This is a genomic window from Kangiella profundi (assembly GCF_002838765.1).
GTDB lineage: Bacteria > Pseudomonadota > Gammaproteobacteria > Enterobacterales > Kangiellaceae > Kangiella > Kangiella profundi.
Window position 1 is genome coordinate 1,444,685 of the sequence record NZ_CP025120.1, and the last position, 26,190, is coordinate 1,470,874.

At 43.3% G+C, this 26,190-nt stretch carries 24 protein-coding genes, 1 tRNA gene and 1 pseudogene; 13 read left to right on the forward strand and 13 right to left on the reverse strand.

Annotated elements, in window-relative coordinates; all coding sequences use genetic code 11:
- Window positions 1–16 precede the first annotated feature (16 nt).
- Both recA and CW740_RS06730 read right to left on the reverse strand, forming a co-directional pair.
- Window positions 17–1,051, reverse strand: a complete 1,035-nt coding sequence (gene recA / locus CW740_RS06725; RefSeq protein ID WP_106646799.1) for a recombinase RecA — start codon at window positions 1,049–1,051, stop codon at window positions 17–19.
- 137 nt (window positions 1,052–1,188) lie between these two features.
- Window positions 1,189–1,686, reverse strand: coding sequence for a CinA family protein (locus CW740_RS06730; protein ID WP_106646800.1), 498 nt, complete (start codon window positions 1,684–1,686; stop codon window positions 1,189–1,191).
- 110 nt (window positions 1,687–1,796) lie between these two features.
- On the opposite strand from CW740_RS06730, the gene mutS reads away from it, so the two are divergent.
- The gene (gene mutS / locus CW740_RS06735; RefSeq protein WP_106646801.1) at window positions 1,797–4,391 is read left to right on the forward strand and encodes a DNA mismatch repair protein MutS; all 2,595 of its coding nucleotides are present in this window, start codon (window positions 1,797–1,799) and stop codon (window positions 4,389–4,391) included.
- Between the two features lie 41 nt (window positions 4,392–4,432).
- Window positions 4,433–4,756, forward strand: coding sequence for a ferredoxin FdxA (fdxA, locus tag CW740_RS06740; protein ID WP_106646802.1), 324 nt, complete (start codon window positions 4,433–4,435; stop codon window positions 4,754–4,756).
- Window positions 4,757–4,804: 48 nt separating this feature from the next.
- Here fdxA and CW740_RS06745 read toward each other — a convergent pair whose 3' ends face one another.
- From CW740_RS06745 to CW740_RS06755, 3 genes are all read right to left on the reverse strand, one after another.
- Window positions 4,805–6,925: an amidohydrolase family protein gene (locus CW740_RS06745; protein ID WP_106646803.1), complete on the reverse strand. Its 2,121-nt coding sequence runs from the start codon at window positions 6,923–6,925 to the stop codon at window positions 4,805–4,807.
- A 150-nt stretch (window positions 6,926–7,075) separates the two neighbouring features.
- On the reverse strand, window positions 7,076–7,840 hold the full coding sequence (locus tag CW740_RS06750; RefSeq protein WP_106646804.1) for a DUF2884 family protein: 765 nt from the start codon (window positions 7,838–7,840) through the stop codon (window positions 7,076–7,078).
- Window positions 7,841–8,079: 239 nt separating this feature from the next.
- Window positions 8,080–8,364, reverse strand: coding sequence for a DUF4404 family protein (locus tag CW740_RS06755; protein ID WP_106646805.1), 285 nt, complete (start codon window positions 8,362–8,364; stop codon window positions 8,080–8,082).
- 121 nt (window positions 8,365–8,485) lie between these two features.
- Here CW740_RS06755 and CW740_RS06760 point away from each other — a divergent pair, with 121 nt between their 5' ends.
- The gene (locus tag CW740_RS06760) at window positions 8,486–10,213 is read left to right on the forward strand and encodes a hypothetical protein (protein WP_106646806.1); all 1,728 of its coding nucleotides are present in this window, start codon (window positions 8,486–8,488) and stop codon (window positions 10,211–10,213) included.
- Between the two features lie 188 nt (window positions 10,214–10,401).
- Complete coding sequence (locus CW740_RS06765; RefSeq protein ID WP_106646807.1) at window positions 10,402–11,673, forward strand: NAD(P)/FAD-dependent oxidoreductase; 1,272 nt, start codon at window positions 10,402–10,404, stop codon at window positions 11,671–11,673.
- 54 nt (window positions 11,674–11,727) lie between these two features.
- Here CW740_RS06765 and megL read toward each other — a convergent pair whose 3' ends face one another.
- Both megL and CW740_RS06775 read right to left on the reverse strand, forming a co-directional pair.
- On the reverse strand, window positions 11,728–12,930 hold the full coding sequence (megL, locus tag CW740_RS06770; RefSeq protein ID WP_106646808.1) for a methionine gamma-lyase: 1,203 nt from the start codon (window positions 12,928–12,930) through the stop codon (window positions 11,728–11,730).
- A gap of 29 nt (window positions 12,931–12,959) precedes the next feature.
- Window positions 12,960–13,448 carry an Lrp/AsnC family transcriptional regulator gene (locus tag CW740_RS06775; protein ID WP_188459688.1) on the reverse strand — a complete coding sequence of 163 codons (489 nt, stop codon included), beginning with the start codon at window positions 13,446–13,448 and terminating at the stop codon, window positions 12,960–12,962.
- Between the two features lie 200 nt (window positions 13,449–13,648).
- Between CW740_RS06775 and CW740_RS06780 the strand changes: the two genes are divergently transcribed.
- Window positions 13,649–14,293, forward strand: coding sequence for an alpha/beta hydrolase (locus tag CW740_RS06780; protein ID WP_106646810.1), 645 nt, complete (start codon window positions 13,649–13,651; stop codon window positions 14,291–14,293).
- A 71-nt stretch (window positions 14,294–14,364) separates the two neighbouring features.
- Here CW740_RS06780 and CW740_RS06785 read toward each other — a convergent pair whose 3' ends face one another.
- Window positions 14,365–16,410 carry a S9 family peptidase gene (locus CW740_RS06785; RefSeq protein ID WP_106646811.1) on the reverse strand — a complete coding sequence of 682 codons (2,046 nt, stop codon included), beginning with the start codon at window positions 16,408–16,410 and terminating at the stop codon, window positions 14,365–14,367.
- A 297-nt stretch (window positions 16,411–16,707) separates the two neighbouring features.
- On the reverse strand, window positions 16,708–16,974 hold the full coding sequence (locus CW740_RS06790) for a chorismate mutase (RefSeq protein ID WP_106646812.1): 267 nt from the start codon (window positions 16,972–16,974) through the stop codon (window positions 16,708–16,710).
- A gap of 114 nt (window positions 16,975–17,088) precedes the next feature.
- Between CW740_RS06790 and cmoA the strand changes: the two genes are divergently transcribed.
- From cmoA to CW740_RS06815, 5 genes are all read left to right on the forward strand, one after another.
- Window positions 17,089–17,817, forward strand: a complete 729-nt coding sequence (cmoA, locus tag CW740_RS06795) for a carboxy-S-adenosyl-L-methionine synthase CmoA (RefSeq protein ID WP_106646813.1) — start codon at window positions 17,089–17,091, stop codon at window positions 17,815–17,817.
- An 18-nt stretch (window positions 17,818–17,835) separates the two neighbouring features.
- Window positions 17,836–18,831: a tRNA 5-methoxyuridine(34)/uridine 5-oxyacetic acid(34) synthase CmoB gene (gene cmoB, locus CW740_RS06800; protein WP_106646814.1), complete on the forward strand. Its 996-nt coding sequence runs from the start codon at window positions 17,836–17,838 to the stop codon at window positions 18,829–18,831.
- On the forward strand, window positions 18,831–19,499 hold the full coding sequence (locus CW740_RS06805; protein WP_106646815.1) for a pseudouridine synthase: 669 nt from the start codon (window positions 18,831–18,833) through the stop codon (window positions 19,497–19,499). The genes cmoB and CW740_RS06805 overlap by 1 nt, the downstream gene beginning before the upstream one ends.
- Before the next feature lie 203 nt (window positions 19,500–19,702).
- Window positions 19,703–19,779 (forward strand) — tRNA-Arg (locus CW740_RS06810).
- 174 nt (window positions 19,780–19,953) lie between these two features.
- Window positions 19,954–21,513 carry a hypothetical protein gene (locus tag CW740_RS06815; RefSeq protein WP_106646816.1) on the forward strand — a complete coding sequence of 520 codons (1,560 nt, stop codon included), beginning with the start codon at window positions 19,954–19,956 and terminating at the stop codon, window positions 21,511–21,513.
- 29 nt (window positions 21,514–21,542) lie between these two features.
- Here the strand turns inward: CW740_RS06815 and CW740_RS06820 are convergent, their stop codons facing one another.
- From CW740_RS06820 to CW740_RS06835, 4 genes and pseudogenes are all read right to left on the reverse strand, one after another.
- Window positions 21,543–22,016: a DUF2489 domain-containing protein gene (locus tag CW740_RS06820; protein ID WP_106646817.1), complete on the reverse strand. Its 474-nt coding sequence runs from the start codon at window positions 22,014–22,016 to the stop codon at window positions 21,543–21,545.
- Window positions 22,017–22,084: 68 nt separating this feature from the next.
- Entirely contained in the window at window positions 22,085–22,651 is a 567-nt protein-coding gene (locus tag CW740_RS06825; RefSeq protein WP_188459687.1) for a YqiA/YcfP family alpha/beta fold hydrolase, read from the reverse strand.
- 10 nt (window positions 22,652–22,661) lie between these two features.
- The gene (locus tag CW740_RS06830; protein WP_106646819.1) at window positions 22,662–23,681 is read right to left on the reverse strand and encodes a helix-turn-helix transcriptional regulator; all 1,020 of its coding nucleotides are present in this window, start codon (window positions 23,679–23,681) and stop codon (window positions 22,662–22,664) included.
- 222 nt (window positions 23,682–23,903) lie between these two features.
- A pseudogene (locus CW740_RS06835) lies at window positions 23,904–24,134 on the reverse strand (DUF2798 domain-containing protein).
- A gap of 181 nt (window positions 24,135–24,315) precedes the next feature.
- Between CW740_RS06835 and aat the strand changes: the two are divergent.
- The 3 genes from aat to infA all read left to right on the forward strand — a co-directional run bounded on the left by aat (window position 24,316) and on the right by infA (window position 26,177).
- Window positions 24,316–25,041 (forward strand): leucyl/phenylalanyl-tRNA--protein transferase, encoded by a 726-nt coding sequence (gene aat, locus CW740_RS06840; RefSeq protein WP_106646820.1) that lies wholly within the window; start codon window positions 24,316–24,318, stop codon window positions 25,039–25,041.
- Window positions 25,042–25,059: 18 nt separating this feature from the next.
- Window positions 25,060–25,806 (forward strand): arginyltransferase, encoded by a 747-nt coding sequence (locus CW740_RS06845; RefSeq protein ID WP_106646821.1) that lies wholly within the window; start codon window positions 25,060–25,062, stop codon window positions 25,804–25,806.
- 152 nt (window positions 25,807–25,958) lie between these two features.
- Window positions 25,959–26,177 (forward strand): translation initiation factor IF-1, encoded by a 219-nt coding sequence (gene infA / locus CW740_RS06850; protein ID WP_018624762.1) that lies wholly within the window; start codon window positions 25,959–25,961, stop codon window positions 26,175–26,177.
- Window positions 26,178–26,190: the final 13 nt, after the last annotated feature.

Consider the following 26,190-nt stretch of genomic DNA (forward strand, 5'->3'; position numbering starts at 1 on the left):
AGCAAGATTAGTCTTATTAAGCTTCAACTTCCTGCTCATCTTCATCAGAAGCGCTTGAAGCTGTTACCAACAACTCGCTACGAAGCTTGCCTTCAATCTCTTCTTTTATCTGAGGGTTGTCTTTCAGGAACTGAATGACGTTCTGTTTACCCTGACCGATCTTGTCACCATTGTACGAATACCAGGCGCCAGCTTTTTCGACCAGGTCATACTTAACACCCCAATCCAGGATTTCACCTTCAAGCGAAGAGCCTTCGCCATAAAGAATCTGGAACTCAGCCTGTTTGAATGGGGGTGCAACTTTGTTCTTAACAACTTTGACGCGAGTTTCGTTACCCACGATTTCGTCGCCTTGCTTGATTTGGCCGATACGACGGATATCTAAACGAACCGATGCGTAGAACTTCAAAGCGTTACCACCGGTAGTAGTTTCAGGCGAACCGAACATCACACCAATCTTCATACGGATTTGGTTAATAAACACACAAAGTGTATTCGAGCGTTTAATGTTAGCGGTTAATTTACGTAATGCCTGTGACATCAAACGAGCTTGCAAGCCCATGTGTGAATCACCCATCTCGCCTTCAATTTCAGCTTTTGGCGTCAAGGCAGCTACCGAGTCAACAACCACGATATCAACGGCACCCGAACGAACCAGCATGTCAGTAATTTCCAATGCCTGTTCACCAGTATCCGGCTGAGAGACGATCAACTCGTCAAGATTAACGCCCAATTTCTCGGCATAGATAGGGTCTAACGCGTGCTCGGCATCAACGAAAGCTGCAGTACCGCCATTTTTCTGACAGTTAGCAATGGCCTGTAGTGCCAAGGTTGTTTTACCTGAAGACTCTGGGCCATAAATCTCAACGATACGACCTTTTGGTAAACCACCGATACCCAATGCGATATCGAGTCCTAAAGAACCCGTTGAAATCGTTTCAATACCTTTAGCAGCGCTGCCATCACCCAAGCGCATAATTGAGCCTTTACCGAATTGGCGTTCAATCTGTGTTAAAGCCGCACCAAGGGCTTTCTTTTTGTTGTCATCCATCTACGGATACCTACCTAATCGTTTTAAAAGTTAAAATTCGCTTCGAAAATAAAGCCCCGATTATTCCACAATCACACTCGAAAAGTAACCTGTGATCACTGACAACTCATAGAGAAATCAGCTTTTGCCTACTGGAGCTATTTCCTACTTAACCAGCTTACAAGCATACTGCCTAACACGTCATTTAATGTCGCAGTACGAATTTCTGAACGAGAACCTGATAACTGCAGCAATCGAGAGTAGATGGCATTGCCATCAAACAAGCCAATCCAGACCGTGCCCACCGGCTTATCCGGTGTACCACCATCAGGCCCAGCAATACCACTTACGGAAACTGAAATACGGTTTTCTCCCCCGGATGCAATATAAGCACCACGCGCCATAGCTTCGACAACCTGCTGCGAGACGGCACCATATTTATCAATAATATGAGCGGGAACACCGAGCATATCCTGCTTGGCCTGATTGGAGTAAGTGACAAAACCGCGATCAAACCATTGAGAGCTTCCCGGAAGTTCGGTGCAAGTCGCTGCAATTAAGCCACCTGTACATGACTCTGCTGTAACTAATAGAAGGTTTTTATCTATCAGTAAGTTAGCTACAGTTTTTACTAAATCACTTGAATGCTCTGTCATAGGCTTTTTATCGTTTTGGGGCAAGCTTGGCCTACCTCTTTATCCTCAGATCCGTTAAGCTATGCGAAAGTTTATATCCTACAAGTTTTAAATAACAATAGACATATTTTATGGGCATGACAGAACAAGAAATTACCCCACAAGCACTCGACCAACACACGCCCATGATGCGCCAATACTGGCAACTCAAACAGAATCATATGGATTACCTGCTGTTTTACCGCATGGGTGATTTTTATGAGCTGTTTTACGACGATGCCAAACGGGCAGCAGAACTTCTTGATATCACACTGACCAAACGAGGCAGCTCAGCCGGCGAACCGATACCAATGGCTGGTGTGCCCTTTCATGCTGTTGACTCTTATTTAGCGCGCATCGTAAAGCTTGGCGAGTCAGTGGCAATTTGCGAACAGATTGGCGACCCTGCGACGAGCAAAGGGCCCGTTGAGCGCAAAGTCGTCCGCATTGTCACGCCCGGTACGCTGTATGACGAAAACCTGCTGGATGCTCTGTCCGATAAACTGCTTGCAGCAGCTTATAAGAAACGTGATCACTATGGGTTAGCCTGTCTTGATATGGCCAGTGGCCGTTTCTGGTTATCTGAGTTTGATAACAAAAATGCTTTTCAGGCGGAATTATTTCGCATCAAACCTGCTGAATTAATATTGGCTGACAACCAGCAGGAGCTGACCCAAGGCTTGAGTACCGCAGTAAAATGGCAACCAGACTGGGCTTTTGACTTTGAACAGAACAGAGACAAGCTGTTAAATCATTTTGCCGTGCAAAGCCTGGCTTCTTTTGGTTGTGATGATTATGAACTGGCGATTTGCGCAGCTGGAGCCGTGCTTGATTACGCTAAAACAACACAGCTAAACAACCTGCCGCATATTCGTTTACTACAGAAATTAGAACACAGCGACCAACTGGTGCTGGATCCTGCTACTCGCCGAAATCTCGAACTGACTGAGAACATTCAGAGCGGCCAAAGCAATACGCTGTTTGAGGTTATGAATTCGACGCAAACGGTTATGGGTGCGCGCTTGTTGAAACGCTGGCTGCACACACCACTTCGCAACCATGCCAATGTGCAAAAGCGTCTGGATAGTGTCGAAAACCTGATTCATGACCATGCCTTCCTATCCATCCAGCCGATTCTGGCCGAAGTTGCCGATATTGAACGCATTGTCACCCGTATCGCTTTAGCCAGCGCCAACCCGCGTGACTTGAAACGTTTGCAACAGGGATTGACTCAGTCCTCTTTATTGCTTGAGGAACTGAATCAGCTCAATATCTCATTGGATCAGGCACAGTACATCGAACCACTACCCAATATTCAGCAACTTCTGGAGCGCGCCCTGGTTGAGCAGCCTCCAATGGTCATCCGCGATGGCGGCGTCATTGCTGAAGGTTATGATACTGAACTGGATGAGTTACGTTCGCTGGCCGATGATGCCAACGAGTTTATGCTGTCCCTAGAGCAACGTGAGAAAGAAGAGTCAGGCATCAATACTCTAAAGGTCGGCTATAACAAGGTGCATGGCTTCTATATCGAAATCTCGCGTGCGCAGAGTCACCAGACACCAGCACATTATATTCGTCGCCAGACATTAAAGAATGCCGAGCGATTTATCACACCTGAACTTAAAGAGTACGAAGAAAAGGTTTTAACCAGCAAGACTCGCGCATTAGCGCTCGAAAAACGACTGTATGATGAGTTAATTCAGGAACTGCAAAAGCACGTAGCAGAAATTCAATCCACCGCCAGTGCGATTGCTGAAATCGATGTGCTGGCCTGCTTTGCCGAGCGAGCCACCAACCTTGGCTTTAACCGTCCGACTCTAAGCAATAATGATGGACTGAACATTAAACAAGGCCGCCATCCTGTGGTTGAATTCCACAGCAAAGAACCATTTATTCCGAATGATTTAAGCATCAATAATCAGGAACGCTCACTGATTATTACCGGCCCGAACATGGGCGGTAAATCGACCTATATGCGACAAACGGCACTCATCACATTGCTCGCTTATGTGGGTTCTTATGTTCCAGCTGATACTGCGGAAATTGGCCCAATCGATCGCATATTTACCCGTATTGGTGCTTCCGATGATCTGGCCAGTGGTCGCTCAACCTTTATGGTGGAAATGTCCGAAACGGCTAATATTCTCAATAATGCCACCAGCAACAGTTTAATCCTGCTCGACGAAATTGGTCGCGGAACCAGCACTTTTGATGGTTTGGCATTGGCATCGGCTACCATTCAGTATATCCATGAGAAGTTACAGTCCTACACCCTCTTCGCCACCCATTACTTTGAGCTTACACAGCAGGCAGAACAATGGGATGCCATGGTTAATCTTCATTTCTCAGCAACCGAACATAAAGATGGCGGGCAGGAAAAACTGATATTCTCACACCAGATTCAGGCAGGCCCAGCTAATCAAAGTTATGGTATTCAAGTGGCGCAACTCGCAGGTTTACCCAAAACCGTTATCCAACAGGCACGCCTTCTGTTACAACATTTTGAACAGCATGGGACTCATGAAACCGAGTTGCCTCATATTGATCTGGAACTTATCGAGTCAGCACAATCAAATCCAGAGCTTGAAGCGATGGCGGAATTAGTGAAATCGGCTAACCTTGATGAGATGACGCCACGCGAGGCGCTTGAACTATTGTATAAGCTGAAAGAATCGCTACAATAACGGGCAGTTAGCTTGCCGTGAAAAATAGCTAGGAGACTTTAATGGCATTCGTCGTAACTGATAACTGTATTCAATGTAAATATACTGACTGCGTAGAAGTCTGCCCGGTAGACTGTTTCTACGAAGGACCAAACTTCCTGGTCATTAATCCAGACGAATGCATTGATTGTGCTTTGTGCGAACCTGAGTGTCCTGCCGAAGCAATCTTCGAAGAAGACGATATTCCAGCCGGCATGGAACACTTCATCGAATTAAATGCAGAGCTTTCAGAAGAATGGCCAAACATCACCGAAAAGAAAGATCCTCTTCCTGATGCCGAAGAATGGGATGGTAAGCCGAATAAACTGGAGCATTTGCAAAGATAAAAAAAAGCCCTCGATTGAGGGCTTTTTTATACGTACTAACAACTCATCTTATAGCTCAAAATCCACTGATTTGGTAAATGGCTTAACGCCAATTTCCTCGTAAATTTCATCTGGCTTATAAAGGTTTTGGCCTTTGATAACCAAGGCTACCTGACGAATATCATTCATATCTTCCAATGGATTACCGTCAATAAAAACCAAGTCTGCTTGTTTTCCTTCTTCGATGGAGCCAACATTTTCCTCATTGCCAACTACTTCAGCGGAGGTGATAGTCGCTAGCTTCAGTACGTCGGCATTGGAGATGCCACCCTGCGAGTATAAAATCAATTCACGGTGCAATGTAAACCCTGCAATGCTGTCAGTTCCTGGAACAACTGTTACACCTGAATCATGCAGCTTTTTGACCATGGCGACCATGGCATCAGCTGATTTATTATAGGCATCACGTTCTTCAGGTTTGATGTCCATCCAGGCTTTTTTGAAGTTCCTGGCAACGGTTACCGGTAGATGCTCATAAATTGCTGCATTTTCCGGGTCTACCTTGCCCGCTTCAGCTAATAACAAACTTCTAAATACAGATACCGTTGGATCAATTACAGTGCCCTTTTCTTTGAGTAGCGCCATGAAGTCGTTAACTTCTTTGCTGTTCAAATCAAGCTCATGCGCTTTTTCACCAGGGATAGTGAATCGTAGACGCTGACGAGTATCAATGTTCTTACCCAGGAAATTCAGGAAGATCATATTGATATGCTGGATTTCATCGAAGCCCGCATTGATGGCTTCTTCGGCAGTCATGAAGGCTGGAATATGACCACTCAATTTTAAGCCTTTACTGTGAATATGTTCAGCAAGTGGCTTAATCCACTCTGGCTCCATTGAGCTGTAGGTTTTAATTTGTGGGTAACCGTTTTCAGCGTACCAATCCACAGCAGCCTTAGCGCTTTCTAATGAATCTACAGTCTTACCCATTTTCATGGCGTAAGGGCTTTCACGATCCATAAAGCCTGAACGATACACATCACTGCCCATGATTTCATTGTTTTCACTCATGCGCTCAATATCGACGATATTGTCGTGAGTGTTACCCATATCGCGAACGTTGGTCACGCCAGCAGGCATATTCAATAGACCGTCACTTTTGCTCAGGTGACCATGCATGTCCCACAAGCCAGGAATTAATGTTTTACCGTTTGCATCCACTTCTGTGTAGTCGCCCGCGGGGATGTCAGAAGCAATTTTTGAGATACGACCATCTTCGACTAAAATCGACTGGCCTTCGACAAGCTTGCCAGTAATGACATCCACATAATTGGCGTTAGTAACAAGAATTGGTTTTTCAGAAGTATGAATCAGTTTGTCCGCTAAATCTTTGAGGTATTGGTTATCAGCTTTCTTCTGGATTTCCTGAAGTTGCTCCAGGTGTTCACGGCCCCACCCTTCGGGAATAACACCAAACCAACCGCCGCCATCAGTGGCGAAGAAATTGTAATCATCGTCATACCAGGCGAAATCTGGCGAGAAGCCAAAGCCAGTAATACCGATAAGATGAACCGTTTTCTTTTCCGTGCCATTATCCAGTGTCACAGAATCAAGCTTGATCATGCCCGCCTGACCACTTGGCAATAAATCAACTTTGCCTGTTTCTGAGTTACTTATTGCTTTTAATAAAGCACTGTTAGCAACCCCTGTGCCATCCATCGCGACATAAAACTTTTTGCCTTCGACTTTTTCTTCGCCCTGTTCATTGGTGCTTTGCCATTGGGCGATACTGCCTTTTTGATTAAAAGACTCATCAATGGGCGCGCCGAACGCAGAAACCCCTTTGACTGTTTGACTGGTAATGTAACCCTGTTCATCAACAGTAATCACTTCCTGCATTTTCACGACACGGTTATTCCAGCCAAGCTCCATATCGCTACTGTAGACATTGCCAGACTGCTCAACTGACAACGAGCCGGCCTGATCTTCTTTATTGTAGATATTGTACTTAGTGAACTGAGTGACAGCGTCTTGTTGAGTATTCTGTGAAGTGTTGTTTGATGAATTATCTGTCTGGCTTACCTGAGCGACCTGCTCTGAGGTTTGTTCGTTCTTTTGCTCATCACAGGCTAAAAGTTGGCTGACCAGCAATGTTACTGCCGCTACTTTAAAAATCGTTTTGCTACTCATGAAAGTCCCCATTGGATTTATTGTGTCATAAGAGCTTATAGGCGCCCCGATACGGTGTCTACAAGGAGCTCATAAGAAAATGTAAAAAGTTGTGCATAAAAAAGTCCCAAGCCACATACTGTCAACCTGGGACTGGGGAGAGTCGAACTCTTACTGAATCAGCTGATACTTCTCGTAATCAGCAAAGGCATTCACAAATGAGTCTTCTTTGGCCTCAATTTGTTTAACCAAATCACACAAGGCATCAGCCTTTTGCTCAATGATTTTAGCCTTGGCTTCATATTTTGATTCCATTTCCTGACCAAACTTTTCCATTCGCTCTTCAAAAGCCTTAACCTTTTCTTCATTGCCGCTCATCGCCGCCGCGACCATGGTTGGAATGTTTACCTGTACGAACTCAGTGACACTTTCCTCCATCAACGCTTCAAACTCCTTTTCAAACTCAGCACCGGCTAGATAATCACCAATGGCTTCCGGGCGTAGATGTGAGTCACTAATGTGCTTTTTCAATTCAGCGGCGATCGTGTCGACTCGAGCAATAATTTCTTCCGCTTTTGCTGGATTATGCTCCAATAAAACACTGGTCACATCACGAACTGCATCCAACGCTAATAATGAAGCGTCTTCCGCAATTTCACTGGCGGCGGGCAGTAGTTCACGAACTTGCTCAGCATACTCATGCAACAGCTGAACCTGCTTTGCCGTTAATCTCTGAGCTTTGCCATCCAATGACAATGAATTGCTGTCTTTAATAACTACAGATTCTTGATTGTTCTTAGTAAAAACAATCTCGTTACCATTCAAGTTAACGTCATAAGCCATGTCCACATCACATGTCTGGCTGTTTGCATTTGCTACACCCGCACCTGTCGCCATTAAAACAGCAATGGCTAACGTTTTTATTTTATAGTTCATAGAATTTCCTCCGTTTATTAATAGCCATTATTTCTGACTACACATTTAAGATGCGCCTTATCTGGCAAAAGGTTTAGTCTTTGTTTGTTTAGAACCTGCACATTGCGTAACAAAGTATTGCAATAAGGGCTTATAGAAATGATTTGAAAACTGTCAGGGACTTAAGTTTGATTTAGAAGAAAACAAAGGAAGAGCTGATAAGGCTAAGGTATAGCCTTATCAGAGAGCGTTTTGAAGGGTTAGACGCCCATATTGCTTAAACTGTTTGAAATACGGCGCACTAAACCGGCCAAAGAAGGATGCTCCTGCTCAAACTCAACCAAGCGGTCCTGGAAGCGCTCGAGTAGAAACTCATCTGGTGATTCGCGGCTATCCTGCAAAAATAGCTTGGATTCAATCACAAACTCTAATCGGGTCAACGCAGCCTCTTCTTTATCAGACAACTGACTATCGGTATCCAGAGCCTGAATTAGCTTTTCGGCCAATATGAGGATATCGCTCTGGTTTTGGTTGGAATCAGGCATAATCGCTCCTTTTGAAACATTCTTTTACTGATTGTAAGTCAAAGATACACAAAATCCGTTGGTCTTGATAGTTGCATCCCTTATAATCTGCCACGGTACTACAACAAAGAGAAGGATACACATGAAAAAATTATTAATTGTTATCGTAATTGCACTTGCAGTTGCAGCGGGAATCTACTTCTACAAAGGGGGCAGCGCTACTGTAGCGGCCAAGGATAATTCTGTTCTTGCCTACGTTCCAGCCGACACCGTTTTGTTCACAGGTAGTGTTACACCTATCAGCTTCGAAGAAGCTATGGCTATGAGCCACAAACTTGGTCTTGATCCATCAACTTTTGTTGATATGCAAGATGACGCTTTCGAACTAGGTCCAGACTCTCCTGATGCAGCACGCATAGGACTTGGTCTATATGCAAAATACATGCAGTCTTTTGCTGATAAGACTACCGTTAAAACTCTTGGTATTACAGAAGCACCTAATGCAGCTTTCTACATGGTTGGCGCTTTACCTGTAATGCGTTTAGAGCTAGATGGCACAGATACTTTTGCTAAGCTAATCGAACAAATCGAAACTGAGCAAAACGTAAAAGCCGATGTTAAAAATATGGATGGCGTTGAGTTTCGCGAATACGCGTTCTCTAAAGACACTTCTGTACCATATTCTCTAGTAATCAGTTCTCACGACAACCAAGCTGTTGTTACTGTGAACACACCTCTAGCTGACGACAAAGACATCAAAGTTGCATTAAACAAGCCAGCTGAAAGCATCGCTGATACTGGTCGTTTGACTACTATGATGTCTGAGCATGGTTACATGGGACACTCTTTGTTCTTCATTGATAACCTTGCCATCATGAAAGGTGTTACAAACCCACAAGCTAACAGCTTTGGTGTAATGTTAGACGAGTTGCTAATTGCTAATGGTGCTCAAGGCGCTTTAGCTGATATGCAAACTCCTGCATGTGCTTCAGAGTTCACAGCATTGACAGCCAACTGGCCTACTATGTCTGGCGGTTACACTGAGTTCAGTGCTAACGAAGCTAACTTCAAGTTTATGCTTGAAGGCGCTAACGCTGACTTATTGAAGAGCCTACAAGGTTTACGTGGTCACTTGTCAGAAAACTTGAACAATGATGATTATGTAATGAGCTTTGGTCTAGGTTTCGACATGGACCAGATGGTTCCAGTTATCACTGATGTATGGCAGCGTTTGACGGAAACTCCTTATGAGTGCCCTCCTTTGGCTGAAATGCAAGCTGGTCTTAAGCAACAAAACCCAATGATGCTTGGTATGATGACCGGTATGGTTGCTGGCATCAAAGGTATTGGCTTCGGTGTTGTTGAGATGGATATGGCTGGCCTTGAGCAAGCTTCTTCTAACCCAATGGCAGTTGCAGATAGCATGCAAATGATTGTGACTGTTAGTGCACAAAAACCTAAGGACCTGCTAATGACTTTAAGTTCATTTGCTCCTCAGTTTGCACAAATGGACATTAAAGACGGTGGCGACGCTGTATCATTGCAAGACCAAATGGGCATGCCAGCAAGCATTGCGCTACGTGGTCATGATTTGGTGATGTTGGTTGGTACCGATGCTCTATCACAATTACCAAGCATCAAGTCAAACAAAGATATCTCAAGCAATGGTCTATTCAGCATGAGCATGAATTTTGGTAAATACATGGAGCTTATCACTTCAGTGATGAATGACATGGAAACTGATTCTCAAATGGCTGAAGACCAGAAAGCCATGTTTGAAAAGCTTAAAGAAGTTGACGGTACTATCAAAGGAACACTTGATATTACTGACGAAGGTGTCGTTTCAGAGACCAGCTTCAAAGCAAAATAATCTAATTATTATTAGATTCAATCAAGCCCGGTTCAGCCGGGCTTTTTTGTGTCTGAGACATATTCCCCTGCATATTTAGTGTTCAAAAATTGATCTATGTCATGAGCCTGCTCATTAAATAAGGTTACTCTAATATAAATGAAATCTTGATTCGTAATCATGAATCAGGCTGCCAAAAGGAGTAGCGTATGAAGAAAATTATAGTACTAGGCGCAGGTATTGGTGGTATCCCAATGGCTTATGAGCTGAGGGACGAGCTCAAAGAACAAGCTGAGATTACCGTTGTTAGCGACCTGCCCTATTTTGAATTCACTCCATCCAACCCGTGGGTCGCTGTTAACTGGCGAAAAAAAGAACAAATCCGCGTGGAGCTTGCCGAGGTCTTCGCTAAGCGAAAAATTAATTTTGTTCATTCTGCGGCAAAAAAAGTTAAGCCCGAAAGTAACCAGGTTGAACTGGATAATGGTGAAACTCTCGAATATGACTATTTGGTCATTGCCACAGGGCCTGCACTTGCTTTCGATGATGTTAAAGGTTTAGGTCCGGAACACTTCACGCACTCCATCTGTAAAACAGATCACGCAGACAGCACACGCGTACATTGGGAAAAGTTTGTCGAGAACCCTGGTCCTATTGTGGTGGGTGCAGTGCAAGGCGCTTCTTGTTTTGGTCCTGCTTACGAATATGCGCTAATCCTCGACACTGATCTTCGTAAACGAAAAATTCGCGACCAGGTACCAATTACTTTTGTCACCTCAGAACCTTATATTGGTCACTTGGGACTGGACGGAGTTGGTGATACCAAAAGTCTTCTGGAGTCAAAACTTCGCGATGCCAATATAAATTGGATAACTAACGCCACAGTTGATGAAATCACAGCTGATGAAATTCATGTAACCGAACACTTCCGCGACGGACAGACTATTAAGCATGATCCACTAAAGTTCAAGCATTCAATGTTACTTCCATCATTCCGTGGCATTGATGCTGTATTTGGAATTGAAGGATTAACTAATCCCAAAGGGTTCATTCTGACCGATGAGTATCAAAGAAACCCAACCTTCAAAAACGTATTTGCAGTAGGTGTTTGTGTGGCCATTCCGCCAATCGGCAAGACACCTGTTCCCGTTGGTGTTCCAAAAACTGGCTACATGATTGAATCCATGGTTACGGCTACCGTACATAATATTAAGGCATTGATAGAAGACAAAGAACCTGACACAAAGCCTAGTTTGAATGCACTATGCCTTGCAGATTTTGGTGATGGTGGCGTAGCCTTTATTGCCAAGCCACAAATACCACCACGCAATTTGAACTGGTCCGGTAGTGGCAAATGGGTTCATTACGCCAAAGTGTTGTTTGAGAAATATTTCTTGCACAAAGTTAGACGCGGAACGTCAGAGCCGTTCTGGGAAAAATTCATTATGGATATGATTGGTGTTAAGAAGTTGAAGAAATAAGAAATAAAAAAGGGCGACAAAACAGTCGCCCTTTTTATATGAATCAAAAACAAACTAAGCCGCTTTGATTTGCTTAGCTTTCAATGCCTGTTCAAGGTCGCCAATAATATCATCAACATGCTCAAGCCCCACAGAAATACGAATGAGCGTTTCGCTGATACCGGCAGCAGCTCGCTCCTCTGGGGTATAAGGAGAATGGGTCATTGATGCTGGGTGTTGAATCAAGGTTTCTGCATCACCAAGGCTTACTGCAATTCGACACATTTTTAGGCTATTCATAAAACGCACGGCATCATCAAAACCACCTTTCACTTCAAAGGCAATAACCCCGCCCGCTCTTTTCATTTGCTTGCCAATCAGGTGATGAGCTGGATGGCTTTTAAGACCTGGATAATAAACCTGCTCGATCTGATCGTTGGCCTCCAAAAATTCAGCAACCTTTTCTGCATTATCACAATGGCGTTCAACACGAACAGAAAGTGTTTTTAAGCCACGTAGAATTAACCAGGCGTCGTTAGGACTCATGACCGCGCCCATATCTTTAAGCGTCGTCATTTTAATATTTTCAATCTGTTCAGCGCTGCCACAAGTAATACCGGCAACAACATCACCATGACCATTCAAATATTTGGTGGCGCTATGGATAATCAAGTCCATACCGTAATCGCTAGGTTGCTGTAACACTGGTGACATAAAGGTATTATCAAGAATAGTCAGCAAGTTATGTCTTTTGGCGATATCAGAAATCGCCTGCATATCTGCACAAACCAGGTTCGGGTTGATGGGTGTTTCAAAATAGATAAGTTTGGTGTTTTCTTTTATTGCTGCTTCAACTTCAATTGGTTTTGTAATATCCACAAAAGTTGCTTCAATACCCAAATCTTTTAACTTGTGATTGATTAAAGCAAATGTGCATCCGTACAAAGCTGCAGAAGCAACCAGATGATCACCTGCTTTTAAATTCGCCAGTAGAGTAGCCGAAACAGCACCCATACCAGAACCAAAAGCGGCTGCGTCTTCAGTGTTTTCCAAAGCCGCCATTTTCTGTTCAAGTTCGCGCACCGTTGGATTACCTAAGCGACTATAGATATACCCCTGTTCTTCACCAGCAAAGCGATTTGCACCCTGCTCTACATTGTCGAAGACAAAAGTAGAAGTTTGGTGGATAGGAGTGGCTAAAGATCCAAAACTGGGATCACCAATTCGGCCAGAATGGATTGCTTTAGTTTCAATATTGGAAAACTTACCTGAACTCATACGACTCTCGCTCTTAACTTAATCAATCATTAATCGTCAAGAATATTGATAGCCATCGTGGCTTTCACCTCCTTCAATACCAGAGTGGTATGAACTTTGGCGACTCCTTCCAGTGGAATCATCTTCTTTGAAATAAAGTGCTCAAGGGACTGGGTATTTTTAACCGCAACCTTAAGCACATAATCATATTCACCGGTCACATTATGGCACTCTAAGACCTCTGGCCAGGACGTCACCTTATCTAAAATATTCTGGATCTGCTCATAACGATGAAGCTGCAGGCTAAACTCCACAAAACATAAGTTGTCGTAACCCACTTTCTGCCTATCGACCAAAGCAACGTAGCGAGCAATAACACCCTTCTGTTCCAATCGCTTCACACGGGCATGTACCGCAGGAGGAGACAGATGGACCTGCTTGGCAAGCTCGGCATTGGTCAAACGACCGTCGTTTTGTAGTATCTGCAAGATCTTTTGATCCACAGAATCCAATTCAATTTCTGGTGAATATGCTACCATTATAAGCACCCCTTTCTGAATGATATTCAGCATACTAGCAGAAATAACGAATACTAATAATAAATAGACGGTTTTTATTTTATTTAATTAGATTTACTTAAGCGTAACCATAGCCAATATGAATAATCTTCAGTTCAAAACTTCTGGTCTGACAAGAAACCCGCTACACTGACAGACATAAATCCATAAAATCGATAATAATGAAGCAGTTAGTCATCCTAATTCATGGCATGGGTCGTACCCGATTCTCCATGCGTTCATTGGAAAAGTACTTTAAAGATGAGGGTTACCAGGTAATCAATGAGTCTTACGACTCACGAAGCAAGAAGATAGAAACTATTGCTGTTGAGCATATCGGTCAGTTACTGAGCTCTATTGATAGTGACGAATACGAAGCCATCCACTTTGTTACTCACTCACTGGGCGGGATTATGCTCCGCTACTACCTGAGCCACCACTCAATAAATAAACTTGGTCGTATCGTCATGATCGCTCCGCCCAATCAGGGCAGCGAAGTGGCTGAACTCTACAAAGACAAGCTGTGGTACAAATTAGCCACCGGTAAACCCGGCCAGCAACTGTATATCAACAACAACCCACTGTTCGAGCAGCTAAAGCCAGTTTCAGCAGATGTTGGAATAATGATAGGTACCAAATCCTCCGACCCATGGTTCAATCATGCTTTTGCCGGACCTAATGACGGCAAAGTCTCCGTTGAAAGCGCACGACTGCCAGAAATGAAAGATTTCATAACCGTCGATCACGGTCACACCTTCATTATGAACAATAGAAAAGTACAACAACAGATAGCACACTTCTTGCAACATGGAATTTTTGAGCAATAATTTGAATATACACCCACAAAAAAGCCCGCACATAGCGGGCTTTTTGTTTATCCAATTCTGATATTTCAATATTAACTCTCAGAGCTATCAGAACCGTTTTCTAGCTTCTCTTCATGCTTTAGGTCATAAGGAGGAGGATTACCACCCTTACCTTTCAGGTAATGATCCATCCAGCGCATTAGACGCATTGAGTAATCAAGTTGCGCGGCTGCCTTACGGTTACCATGACCTTCACCTGGGTAAAGGACCAATCGCACAGGCGCATTACCCAATGTTTTGAGGTAACGATACATTTCCATTGACTGCGACGGGTGTACGCGAGTATCAGCTTCACCATGCATGATCAACAACGGCGTTTTACCTTTTGGAGCATGATAAATCGGGCTGGTTTCCAACATCCACTGATAATCATCCCAAGGCCATGCGCGCGCGTGAACGGCCTGCATTTCATTAGGAATATCTGTAGTACCAAACTTAGAAAGCTGATTCGAAATACCAACAAACATCACGCCTGCTGCATAGTGTTCAGACAATGCAGTTGATGACCATGCAGTAGCATAACCACCGTAAGAACCGCCGGTAATGCCTACTTTATCAGTATCAACCACGCCGTCTTTTACTAGTGCCAGTTTGCCGTCCAAAATGTCAGTGAACTCAGGATCGGCATAGCCATGTTGATCGAGGCGCGCAAACTCGTCACCACGACCTGTGCTACCACGGTAATTAGGGAAGAATGAGAAATATCCTTGAGCTGAAGCATATTGTGCAGGATCACCATAGTTGGTTTTCCAGCCGTTGGATTCATGCGCTTCCGGGCCACCATGAATGAAGGCAATCATTGGGTAACGCTTGCCTTTCTTGTAGTTCAATGGATAAACCAGAACACCTTGAATTTTCAGACCATCACGCGCTTCATACTCATAAGCCACCTGTTTACCAAGCGCTTTATCTGCTAACCATGGGTTGCTGTTTGTTAGACGCTCAAAGCCCTTTGCATTAAATGCATAAACTTCGCGTGGATGAGAAGCTGTATCAGTCATGGCATAAATATCGCCGGTGCTAGATACGCTTAAACGACTGTGGATACCGTTGCCATAATCGACCACTGGGCGGTCAGCGATTTTGCGGTTAATGGCGGCTTTTACGATACGGCTTTCAACACCCTGATGCTCAATGTAAATGACATCATCACCGCTCCAAGCTAGATCCATAACGTGGCTGGTCAAATTAGCAACACGCTTATAAATGGTTTCATCATTAACATTTGCGACGTATAGAGCACCATCAGTAGGATCGTTGTAATCATTGGCACCAAGGAAAGCAATCTGCTTACCATCGGTTGACCATACAGCTTTACCCTGCTTACCTTCGGTTTTAAAGCTGGCAACGATATCGCCATCCAAATCAACAACTTTTAATGACTTCTTCATGTAGATGTCGTCAATCAAAGAGGTTGGTGACGTTTGAATCATCAATTGATCATTTACCGGCGAGAAGGCTACTGATAAAACGTGGTCTTTGATGTCCAGCTTTTGTGGTTTTTGAGAGTCTTCCTGCGAAGCTAACTCATACAACCAGGCATGAGTCATTTTAATGTCTTCTTCATAAACCTTCGCTTTAAAACCTTTTTTATCCAGCTTCTCTAAATGTTTAGGGTCTTCCTCTTTAGCAAGGAATACCAGTTTCGAGCCATCATGACTGATAGTGTAAGCACCAATATCGGTTTCAAAACTTAAAACCTGCTGTGACTCACCACCATCAACCGGAATTTTGTACAGTGAGTTGTATTTATCTTGGCCACGCTTGGCAGTGTAATAGATAGTCGAGCTATCATGCGCCCACTGAACACCACCAATGTTGACGTTACCTGTGATGAATGGACGAGCTTCGCCACCCTTCTTCATGACAAACAATTGGTTCCACGCTGTGCCATCTTCATCAACATAAGGCGTACGTGGTTTCGACTGTGTAAATGCAATGTATTCACCATTAGGCGATACATCAATTGAAGTAACGGACTGTAACTTTGAAATATCTTCCAAAGTCATGCCGTCATCTTTTGCCATCAAGCCTGTAGAGGCCAGAAGCAAACTCAAAGAAATCAATAACTTTTTCATTGGTCCCCTTACGAACGTATCAATTAAGCCAAAAAATAAAGTGTTTAAAAATTACAAAGCGGACAGCATATAAAAAATCTAACCCTAGTGCCAGCCTAGATATTTATGAGCTTTGTAAAGATATTTAATGCAGAAATGCTTTGTTACATTTAGAAAATTGCCAGATCTGGCGGCTTTGTTAAAGTGGAGGCTGTGGAATTAGTATTAACTACCCCTTAGTGCTAAATCCCGCATCTCAAAATACCTCCTTCTCATTTTGAGACGCAACTTTTGCCCGCCTATTTTAGGCGGGCTTTTTTATGGCTGCTGTATTCTCAAGCTGGCTTTAAATATTGGTTTGAATATAGCCTCGATCTCGGACTGACTGAATGTCGGTTTATATTCCTGATATAAACGCTCAATGATGGCCTGTTCTCTTGTAGGGTCATAATCGGTCATACCCAGCTGTTTTTTCTCGTCACTGAGCCTGAGAACCAGCTGTGCCCGTTTTTCAACCAGTGCCATTAATTGCCTATCAAGCTCATCAATGTCTGAGCGTAAGTTCTGTATTATCTCTGAATTCACCGTATGTACACCCTATTGATTAAAAACCATGGCTTAAGTATGGGTAAGTGGCGCCTATTATAGTAGAATTGCGGCCAAAGTTGTTAAAAGCCTTTTCGGCTTGTTTGAACCATTATGACAGAGCGTAAAGACACCATTTTCGCAGAGCCGCAGGATATCAAGAAATTTGAGTTTGACCAGAAAGTGGTCGAAGTGTTTCCAGATATGATAAAGCGCTCAGTGCCAGGCTACACAACCATCATTCAGGGCATTGCTGAAATTGCTCAGCGCTTTGTCCAGCCCAATAGCACCATTTACGATTTAGGCTGCTCGCTGGGCGCCGCATCTTTGGCTATCCGCCAGACAGTTGATCGCTCAGACTGCAAGATTATTGCAGTCGATAATTCTCCTGCAATGATTGATCGCTGTCAGATGATCCAATCCAGTTATAACTTTTCTATGCCGATTGAAGTCATGGAAGCGGACATCAATGAGCTTGAAATGTCATCAGCCAGCATGGTTATTCTGAACTTTACACTACAGTTTTTGCCCCGAGGCCATAGACAGGAATTGGTAAACCGCATTTATGATGCTCTACTTCCTGGCGGCTGTCTGGTGTTATCTGAGAAGATTACAATACAACATAAAGCTCTCGACGAGCATATAATCGACCTGCACCATGACTTCAAAAAACAGAATGGTTATAGCGATATGGAAATAGCACAGAAGCGTGCAGCGCTTGAAAATGTGTTGTTACCGGATACTCGTGAAAAACATTATCAGCGTTTTGCCAATGCTGGCTTCAGCCAATTCGACAGCTGGTTTCAGCATTACAACTTCGCTTCATTTATAGCCGTAAAATAATATTGCACATGAACCGCTATGATTAATTTTAGTAACACCTATAAAGCTATTTCCGATACCCGACTTCATCCCTGGCTTGATCAATTCAAGCATGCCGTGAATCAACGAATGGCAGATTACACTCATGGCAATTTGAGTGACTGGATTAAATTACTTAAAGAGCTTCCGGATATCACTCCAGATCATATTGAGTTGGCAAGTAAGGTAGAAATTGGAAGCGCAGCTCAATTATCAGAAGATGAGCAAAAACAGCTGAAACAACTGCTAATGAAGTTCCATCCCTGGCGCAAAGGGCCATTTCATTTATTTGGCCAGCATATTGATACCGAATGGCGTTCTGACTGGAAGTGGGATCGCTTAAAAGACCAAATTAGCTCTCTTGAAGACCGCATCGTACTTGATGTTGGCTGTGGCAATGGCTATCATTGTTGGCGAATGGCAGCTCAAAATCCTAAGCTAGTCATCGGCATTGACCCATCCCAGCTTTTCTTGATGCAGTTTGCTGTTATGCAAACCTATCTGTCCGACTACCCGGTTCACTATTTGCCTGTTGGTCTTGAGTACCTGCCGGAAAACTTATCCGATCAAGGGTTTGATACCATCTTTTCCATGGGTGTTCTTTATCATCGCCGCTCCCCCATTGATCATATATTGCACATGAAAAACCTGCTCCGCCCCGGCGGTGAGTTGGTACTTGAAACCTTGGTTATCGATGGCGAAGCTGATCAGTGCCTCATTCCGAAAGACCGTTATGCACAGATGAATAATGTCTGGTTTATTCCAACCACCGGCATGCTTAAAAACTGGCTAGCAAAACTGGATTTTCAGGATATTAAAATCGCTAACGTTGCCAAGACTGGGCTTAATGAACAGCGTGCGACTGAATGGATGACCTTCCAGTCGCTTGAAGATTATCTGGATCCACAGAATAAGGATCTGACCATTGAGGGTTATCCAGCACCAAAACGTGCGGTCATGGTTGCCACAAAACCCAATAAAAAGGCAGGCAAATAATGGCTGATTACCATATAGTCCCCTTTTGCCCCGAGCCAGTACGCATCTTGCATCCCGACAAGCACTTTCTATTTGTAAACAAGCCGGCGGGGCTGTTGAGCATCCCAGGGCGTCATGAAGAAAATAAAGACTGTGTAGTTACCAGGCTACAGAATCATCCTAAATCAAAAACTGCCTCAATCGTGCATCGCCTCGATATGGCAACATCAGGGGTTATGATATTGGCGCAAACCAAATTTGCTCATCGGGAAATCAGCAAACAATTTGAATTGCGCCAGACTGACAAATACTACATCGCAGTTGTAGATGGCATTGTGGAAAAAGACAGTGGCGTTATAGACCTGCCCATGATTGCCGACTGGCCAAATCGTCCTAAGCAGAAAATAGATTTTGAACAGGGTAAAAAAGCGATTACCGAATGGGAAGTTCTTGAACGCGATTTAGAAAAACAAATCACTCGATTAAAGCTAAAACCAGTTACCGGACGCAGCCATCAGCTCCGACTTCACTGCTTTGAGCTAGGCCACCCCATTCTAGGCTGCAACTTATACAATAAAAATGGTTCAGAAACCAAAGCCAAGCGCTTATTGCTGCACGCAGCAAGCCTGACCATTACACACCCTAAAACAGGCAAAACCATAACCGTAGAATCACCCTGCCCGTTTTAGCTTGATAAACACAAGAATTATTGTGAAAATACGCCCGCCTTATGAAACCGGTAAATGTGCTATAAGCTAAAAGTATTAGGTATGCACCTGTAGCTGGGTCTGCCCCTTCTTCTCTAGAAGATAGGGTACAGTTGGATAGAGCGAAGCTCTAAAATCAGCTCCGTACATCAGAAGTTTAAAGAAACGTTTAGTATATAAATTATGCACCTGTAGCTCAGCTGGATAGAGCGTTGCCCTCCGGAGGCAAAGGTCAGAGGTTCGAATCCTCTCAGGTGCGCCATTTCCCATGGTCTTAAGCGACTGCTACAAATAAAACTATCAACCTAAGCAGCAATTTCAAACTGTAATAAATGTTTAGTAAACAATTCCAGTCATTCCATAAGTGTCTTATTTTAAGTATTCTAAATCTTCGTACCCTGATTACTAACAATAATTACTGTCTGGGATTTTAAAAATGAAACTCTTCTATTATGTGGTAACTCTACTCATCGTTAGTGGATGTGCTAACGCGCCAAAAAATAGTGAAGCACTTGCTGATGTAGTAGCTCTTGATGTGGTGATACTTGAGTCCGCTGAGACGAGGCCTTTATCTTCAGGCAAAAATTCAAAGGCTCCGATTCTAAAATTTGCTACATTGAATGATATGCAGACCTCTATCACCGCAGAGCTTAACACACCATTCGGCAGTTTTATTAGACAGCTAGATGCTTTGTCTAGACAGTATCAAGATAGCACCAATACCTGCCCTCAATTTAATAATAAGACACTTTTATTTCTATCCAGTGAAGACGGTGGTTTTGCGCGCAAGGGCTTCTGGTTACAGCAGGGTAATAAAGATTTGGTGTACTGCGATTTACTATATGTTGATATGACAGTATCAGCCAAAGATATTAGCAATGGTCGCTTTTTGGAAATTTTTGCCCATGAAATGGGCCATGTCTTTATGCGGCGTATTAGAGGTGAAATGCCTCCCTCCCCGTCCAGTCGTTTTCACAACGTATTTGCAGTAACGGACTACCAAACGGCATTTGATGAAGGCTTTGGCATTTATTTCCAGACTTTTGCTGCTACTTTCTCAAAAAGTCAGGGCTTTCGAGCAAGGATAGAAGGAAGAACATTACCAACGGGTGCTGAGCAATGGTTTTCAAATATTGACGGCAGGGAGCGTATCGGTGGCGTCATGCACAACAAATTTGCCTTTGAGAAAGTGCTTCCCCAGGATTTAGACCCTTTAACGAAATATCAATATGAGGGTGTTATGGCTAGCTTCGGTAACCAGCTCAAAAATGCCCAGGCAATGCTATCCTCAGAAGGACTAATTGCAACTCTGCTCTACCGTTTAGCCACTTCTCCAGAGTTATCGGCTCTTGATCCATCAGATGATAATTGGAGTGTTAAGGCGTTCGCTCATCACAAGATGCTCTTTGAACGTTTGGCAGAAACAGATTGGATAAACAATGAGTCACCTTACATCGAACTACTACGAACGATGCAAAAGTACGATAATAACTATGCAAAAAGTGCCATAAAGAGCTTTCTATACACGACCTATGCTACAACTGTAGATGGCGATATAGCATCTATTTTCCAATCTATGTTAAATGCAGGTCACAAAGGAGATATTGAAAATTTCGTTAAGCAGTATTCTTTGATTGCTAAATCTGTTGAAACGCTCACTGAGCAACTGACTACCAACCAGTTATCCTTAACACAAGAATTAGGAAGCCCCATTTGGTTGCTAAAGCCAGATGTACGCTTTCCTCACGCGCCATGGGGAGGAGTCGAAGTGCCACTTACGGTTAACTTAAATATGGCCACTCATGTAGAAATTATGCTACTCGATATTTTCTCGGAGTCTGAAGTGAAAGGGCTGCTTATCGAAAGAAAAAATAACGGCCCATTTTTAGACTTGGAAGATGCAAAAAAGCGTCTACAGCTAACCTCTGAAACCTTCTCTGCACTTAAAAAGTTGGAAAGCTTGCACGAACAACACAAAGGAACTGCTAGAGAATAGATAGATTAGAATCAGAGATACTTGAGTGGCTAAGAGGCGCTTTGCACCGCCGTCTGAAAGTGCTCGATAACCTTTTCAACCGACTGTTTTATTTCCGCTTCATACTCTGACTCAATCTCCATCATCAACTTTGTGTGAACCATCTTTTTCTTGGTTTTTAAGTCTTTCCAGCCCTGATGCGTTGGGATATGTGCAGTTTTGTCATAAACGGTATAGAAAACGGTAAAGTTCTCTTTTAAGGGATCTTCCAGTCGTAATTGATCGATAAGAACTTTTAGACGAATACAGCCTTCAATCGTTGGGCATTGCTCATGCTTCATAGCCTTTGCGATTGAGGTGATGCTTTCAATAATCGATTCCATTCGAGCATCATGCTTTTCTGCCTGTGCTAACTCTGATTGCTGCATCGCCTTCTTCTGTTTATTAAGCTTTACGAGAAGGAATGCTGCATAACTAGCAAGAACGATGGTTATGCTTCCCGCTATGATGTAAAAAGTAGTCATAAGATTAAGGCTTCTTGAAAGATGTTTTCATTGTACTGTAAGTAACAACAATACCCAAAGAGCAAACCTCATTTGCCAACCATCTGTTCAATGACCGGAAAAATCCGCTCGAAGTCGGTAAAGCGATGAGTGCCTGTGTCGAATTTATGTATCAGGTAGATGCCTTCCAGTTCTTTTGCGGTGCTAGCTGAGTCCAGCACTTCATCATCCATTGCCAGTGCAACTTGGCATTCTCCATAGGGCTGACTAGTGACCTTGTAGTGGTTAAAATCTTGCAGGTCTTTATTCGTAACTTTAATCATCTCGTTAAACTCGCCATAAACCGTAAACTCTCCGGTTTCGAGCGTTTTATCGGGATGCAAGGATGGGTTAATCATTAATGATTGAATAGGAAGTTCAGAAGCCAGCCATCTAGCCCAGAAGCCACCAAGCGAAGTTCCAACAACGATCAGAACATCATCTTTACCTATCAGCTTTTCATACTCATTGATAAGAATTTCTTCGGCCACAACCGGTGAGTGTGGCGTGTAACTAATACCCCGAACATGACAGCTTGGAAATGCCTGTTGCATCGCTTTAACTTTAGGGCTTTTGGCGGAGCTTCTAAAGCCATGTAAATACCAGATGTTCATCATTAACCTTATTCTATTTAGATTTTTGACTATACAGTTCCATCATACCCTGCACCGTCATTTTCATATCATTGCGAAAAGCTTTTGGCTTTATAACTTCAACCTGATCACCGAAGCCCAGTAACCACCATTTGATTGATTGGGTAATATTGATTGTTGCATTAACGCGCACTCTGCCATCTTTTAGCTCAGTCAATGACTGGTCTTTTGCTAAAGGCGTTTCTTTAAGATGCTGTGCTGTTGATTTGTTAAAAATAAGCTCGATACTTTGCTCGTCATAAAGGCTGATATCCAACCCGCCCTGCTCAAGGTATTCTCTAATATCAAAACCGGCAACACGTTTTGGTGATGAGTCCAGGATTTCAATATCATTAATCCTATGAATGGCAAACTGAATCAGCCCTTCAGCCTTTTGACCTTCATAAGTTGCTATCAGGTAACTAACCTGCTCCTGCTGAACGACACCTTGTGCACTGACAACATAGTCTTTAGTTTCGCCACCTTTTTTGGTGTAGTTCATCTTAAACTGTTTATTGAGTAGTAAAGCCTTATAAATATCCAGCAAGTGATTAGCATTAAACTTCGCCGGCTCCAGCGGATAGACTTTAGGGTAAATAGCCACCCTCTTTTCCCAGTCCGCATATTTGTATTTTTCATTCTTGAGTGCCAGTTTGGCTTCTTTGAAATATGGGGCAAGCGCATCCAGACTTGCTTCGGGTAACAGGCTGTGCGTGTATTTCTCCATGAGCAGGAAACCCAGCGCCAAATCCGGCCCCATCTTCTTGAGCGATATATGCGAGCCTTGCGGGAAATAGTAGTAATTCTCACGCCCCACAGTCCTAACATGCACACCAAAGACACGCTCAAGCATGGCCATATCACGCTGAATACTGCGTTTACTTAAATTTCCCATGTTATGACTGGACTCTAGATATTCGATCAAGTCATTAACGGTAACCTTTTGTGGTTCAGTGGGAATGCGTCTGAGAATTGCCAGCTGTCTTTCTATCTGGCTCAGTTCTTTTACCGCCATGAAATCCTTCTTATTGGATGTTTAAGTACGACACAATATGACGCACCATAGATCTAATATCAAGTCTGAGGAGACGGGTTGTAAGATATTTTAGCCATGGTCAGCGACAAGTAGTTTTACAGCCAGTTTCCTCGTCCCCTTTTGACACTTCCACTTTTCGTCACAGGGTAAAGCCATCAGTGTTTAGGGATGAACCTGAGGGCTTTGTTTAATTAACCAGGACTATTGCGACTCCTTAAGCACCATGCTCACCAATCTATGAACTAAAGGTGAAACTAGAAAAATAGCTGGAAAAGCAACGACAAAAGCAAATGCTCAGGCTTTAAGCCATATCGTCACAATATTACTGACAAAACCGACATTAAAGACGCTAATAATAAATGACATGATGCACGACATTAGTAGCGACATGAAAAATGAAAAAACAATTCGGTGATGTTTAGGATGAATCATAATCAATCCGAGTAATGCAGATTGGCGAATAGTAAAACTCTAAACAGTATGGCGCAATCTGATTAATTCATAAGGGTTATTAATATTCACTATGAATCGCTAATAGTTAGAGACACAAAGACCTCGCCAAAACCTCGTAAAATTGTTACTTTCGTAGCAGTGACAAATAATTCAAAAAACTATGCCCAATAGTATATTCCTACTTGATGAAGCACCACTTTTCCCTGATGCACGATTAGCACAGGATGAGCCTAATGGTTTACTGGCAGTTGGTGGGGATTTATCAGCAACACGGCTAATAGAAGCTTATCGACATGGGATTTTTCCATGGTTCTGTGAGGATGAACCAATTTTATGGTGGTCGCCCGATCCTCGTTGCGTATTTCTACTCGATGAGGTTCATGTATCACGCTCCCTCAGACGAGAACTCAATAAAGACAAGTACATAATTACAATCAATAAAGCATTTCCGCAGGTAGTACGTGAGTGTGCAGCCCCCCGAACGGATCAACCGGACACCTGGATTCTGCCTGAAATGCAACAGGCATATTGTAAGTTACACCATTTAGGGCTGGCCCACTCCATCGAAATTTGGGAAAGCAATGATAATGAAAAGCTGCTGGTTGGCGGCATGTATGGTGTCAGTATTGGCAGATTCTTTTTTGGTGAGTCTATGTTCAGCCGACGCCCTAATGCATCAAAAATTGCTTTGGTCTACTTAGCCAATTATCTGAAAAATGCCGACTTTCTATTGCTTGATGCACAAGTGGGTAATCCTCATCTGTATCGAATGGGAGCACGGGACATGCCGCGCACTGAATTCTTACAACTTTTAAAGCAAGAAATTAACTGGCAACAGCCCCCAAATCTATGGCAAAGTAAGATTCTGAAGGAATGGAAAAGCTGACGATACGAGGCGCTTGTCATGAGTAACAAAGAGAAAAGCACTCAACATATCAAGCTCTATGCAGGGCCTGAGCATGCCTGCGGCTATATCGACAATCAAACTGCAGTATCACTGTTTGCCGACCCTTCACTGCCCATGAATAACACCCTTTATTCAGAACTAAGCCGTTTAGGCTTTCGTCGCAGTGGCAACCATGTCTATCGACCCAAGTGCCCACATTGCTCTGCCTGCCAGCCATTTAGGGTTTTAACCGAGCAGTTCAAACCCAGCAGAAGCCAAAAGAGAATCTTAAAGGCTAATAAAAATCTGAGTATTCATTTTGAACCAGCAAAGCCTAGCCATGAAGATTATGAGCTATATGAACTCTACATTACTGAGCGTCATAGAGATGGAGATATGTATCCTCCATCATACGAGCAATATGCTGACTTTCTGTTTTCCGACTGGTGCAAGTCGGCGCAGATCAGGGTCAAAGATGGAGAGCAAACAATAGCCATCATGTGTCTGGATTTACTCGATGATGGACTGTCCGCTGTCTATTCATTTTTTACTCCAGATGAGCGTTACAAAAGCCTCGGTGTTTTTCTGATTTTGAAAACTATTGCGCTGGCACGCAAACTCAACCTGCCTTATGCCTATCTCGGCTACTATATTCAGAACTGCCACAAAATGAGCTACAAGAGCGCATACCGTCCAGCGGAGGTATTGCATAACAATCGTTGGAAACTCCTCTCAGAAACCATTCCTAGCTCTGATATTAGCTAATTAACACCTTACTAGCCGGTTCAGTGAGCAAATTTTGATCCAATTAGGTCCTATTCACACAAAAACTTTGCGATTATTGTCTAAATAGTGCATTATACGCGCGCATTTTTTGAACATTTTGTTGAAAGTCAAAGAGGAGAAACGGGCTTAACATGGCGAAAGAAGACGTAATTGAATTAGAAGGTAAAGTGTTAGAAACCTTGCCAAATACTATGTTTCGAGTAGAGCTCGAGAATGGTCATATTGTTACTGCACACATCTCAGGCAAGATGCGCAAGAACTACATTCGTATCTTAACTGGTGACACAGTTACTGTTGAAATCAGCCCTTATGATTTAACAAAGGGTCGTATTACTTTCCGTGCCCGTTAATTTGTAAGCATTA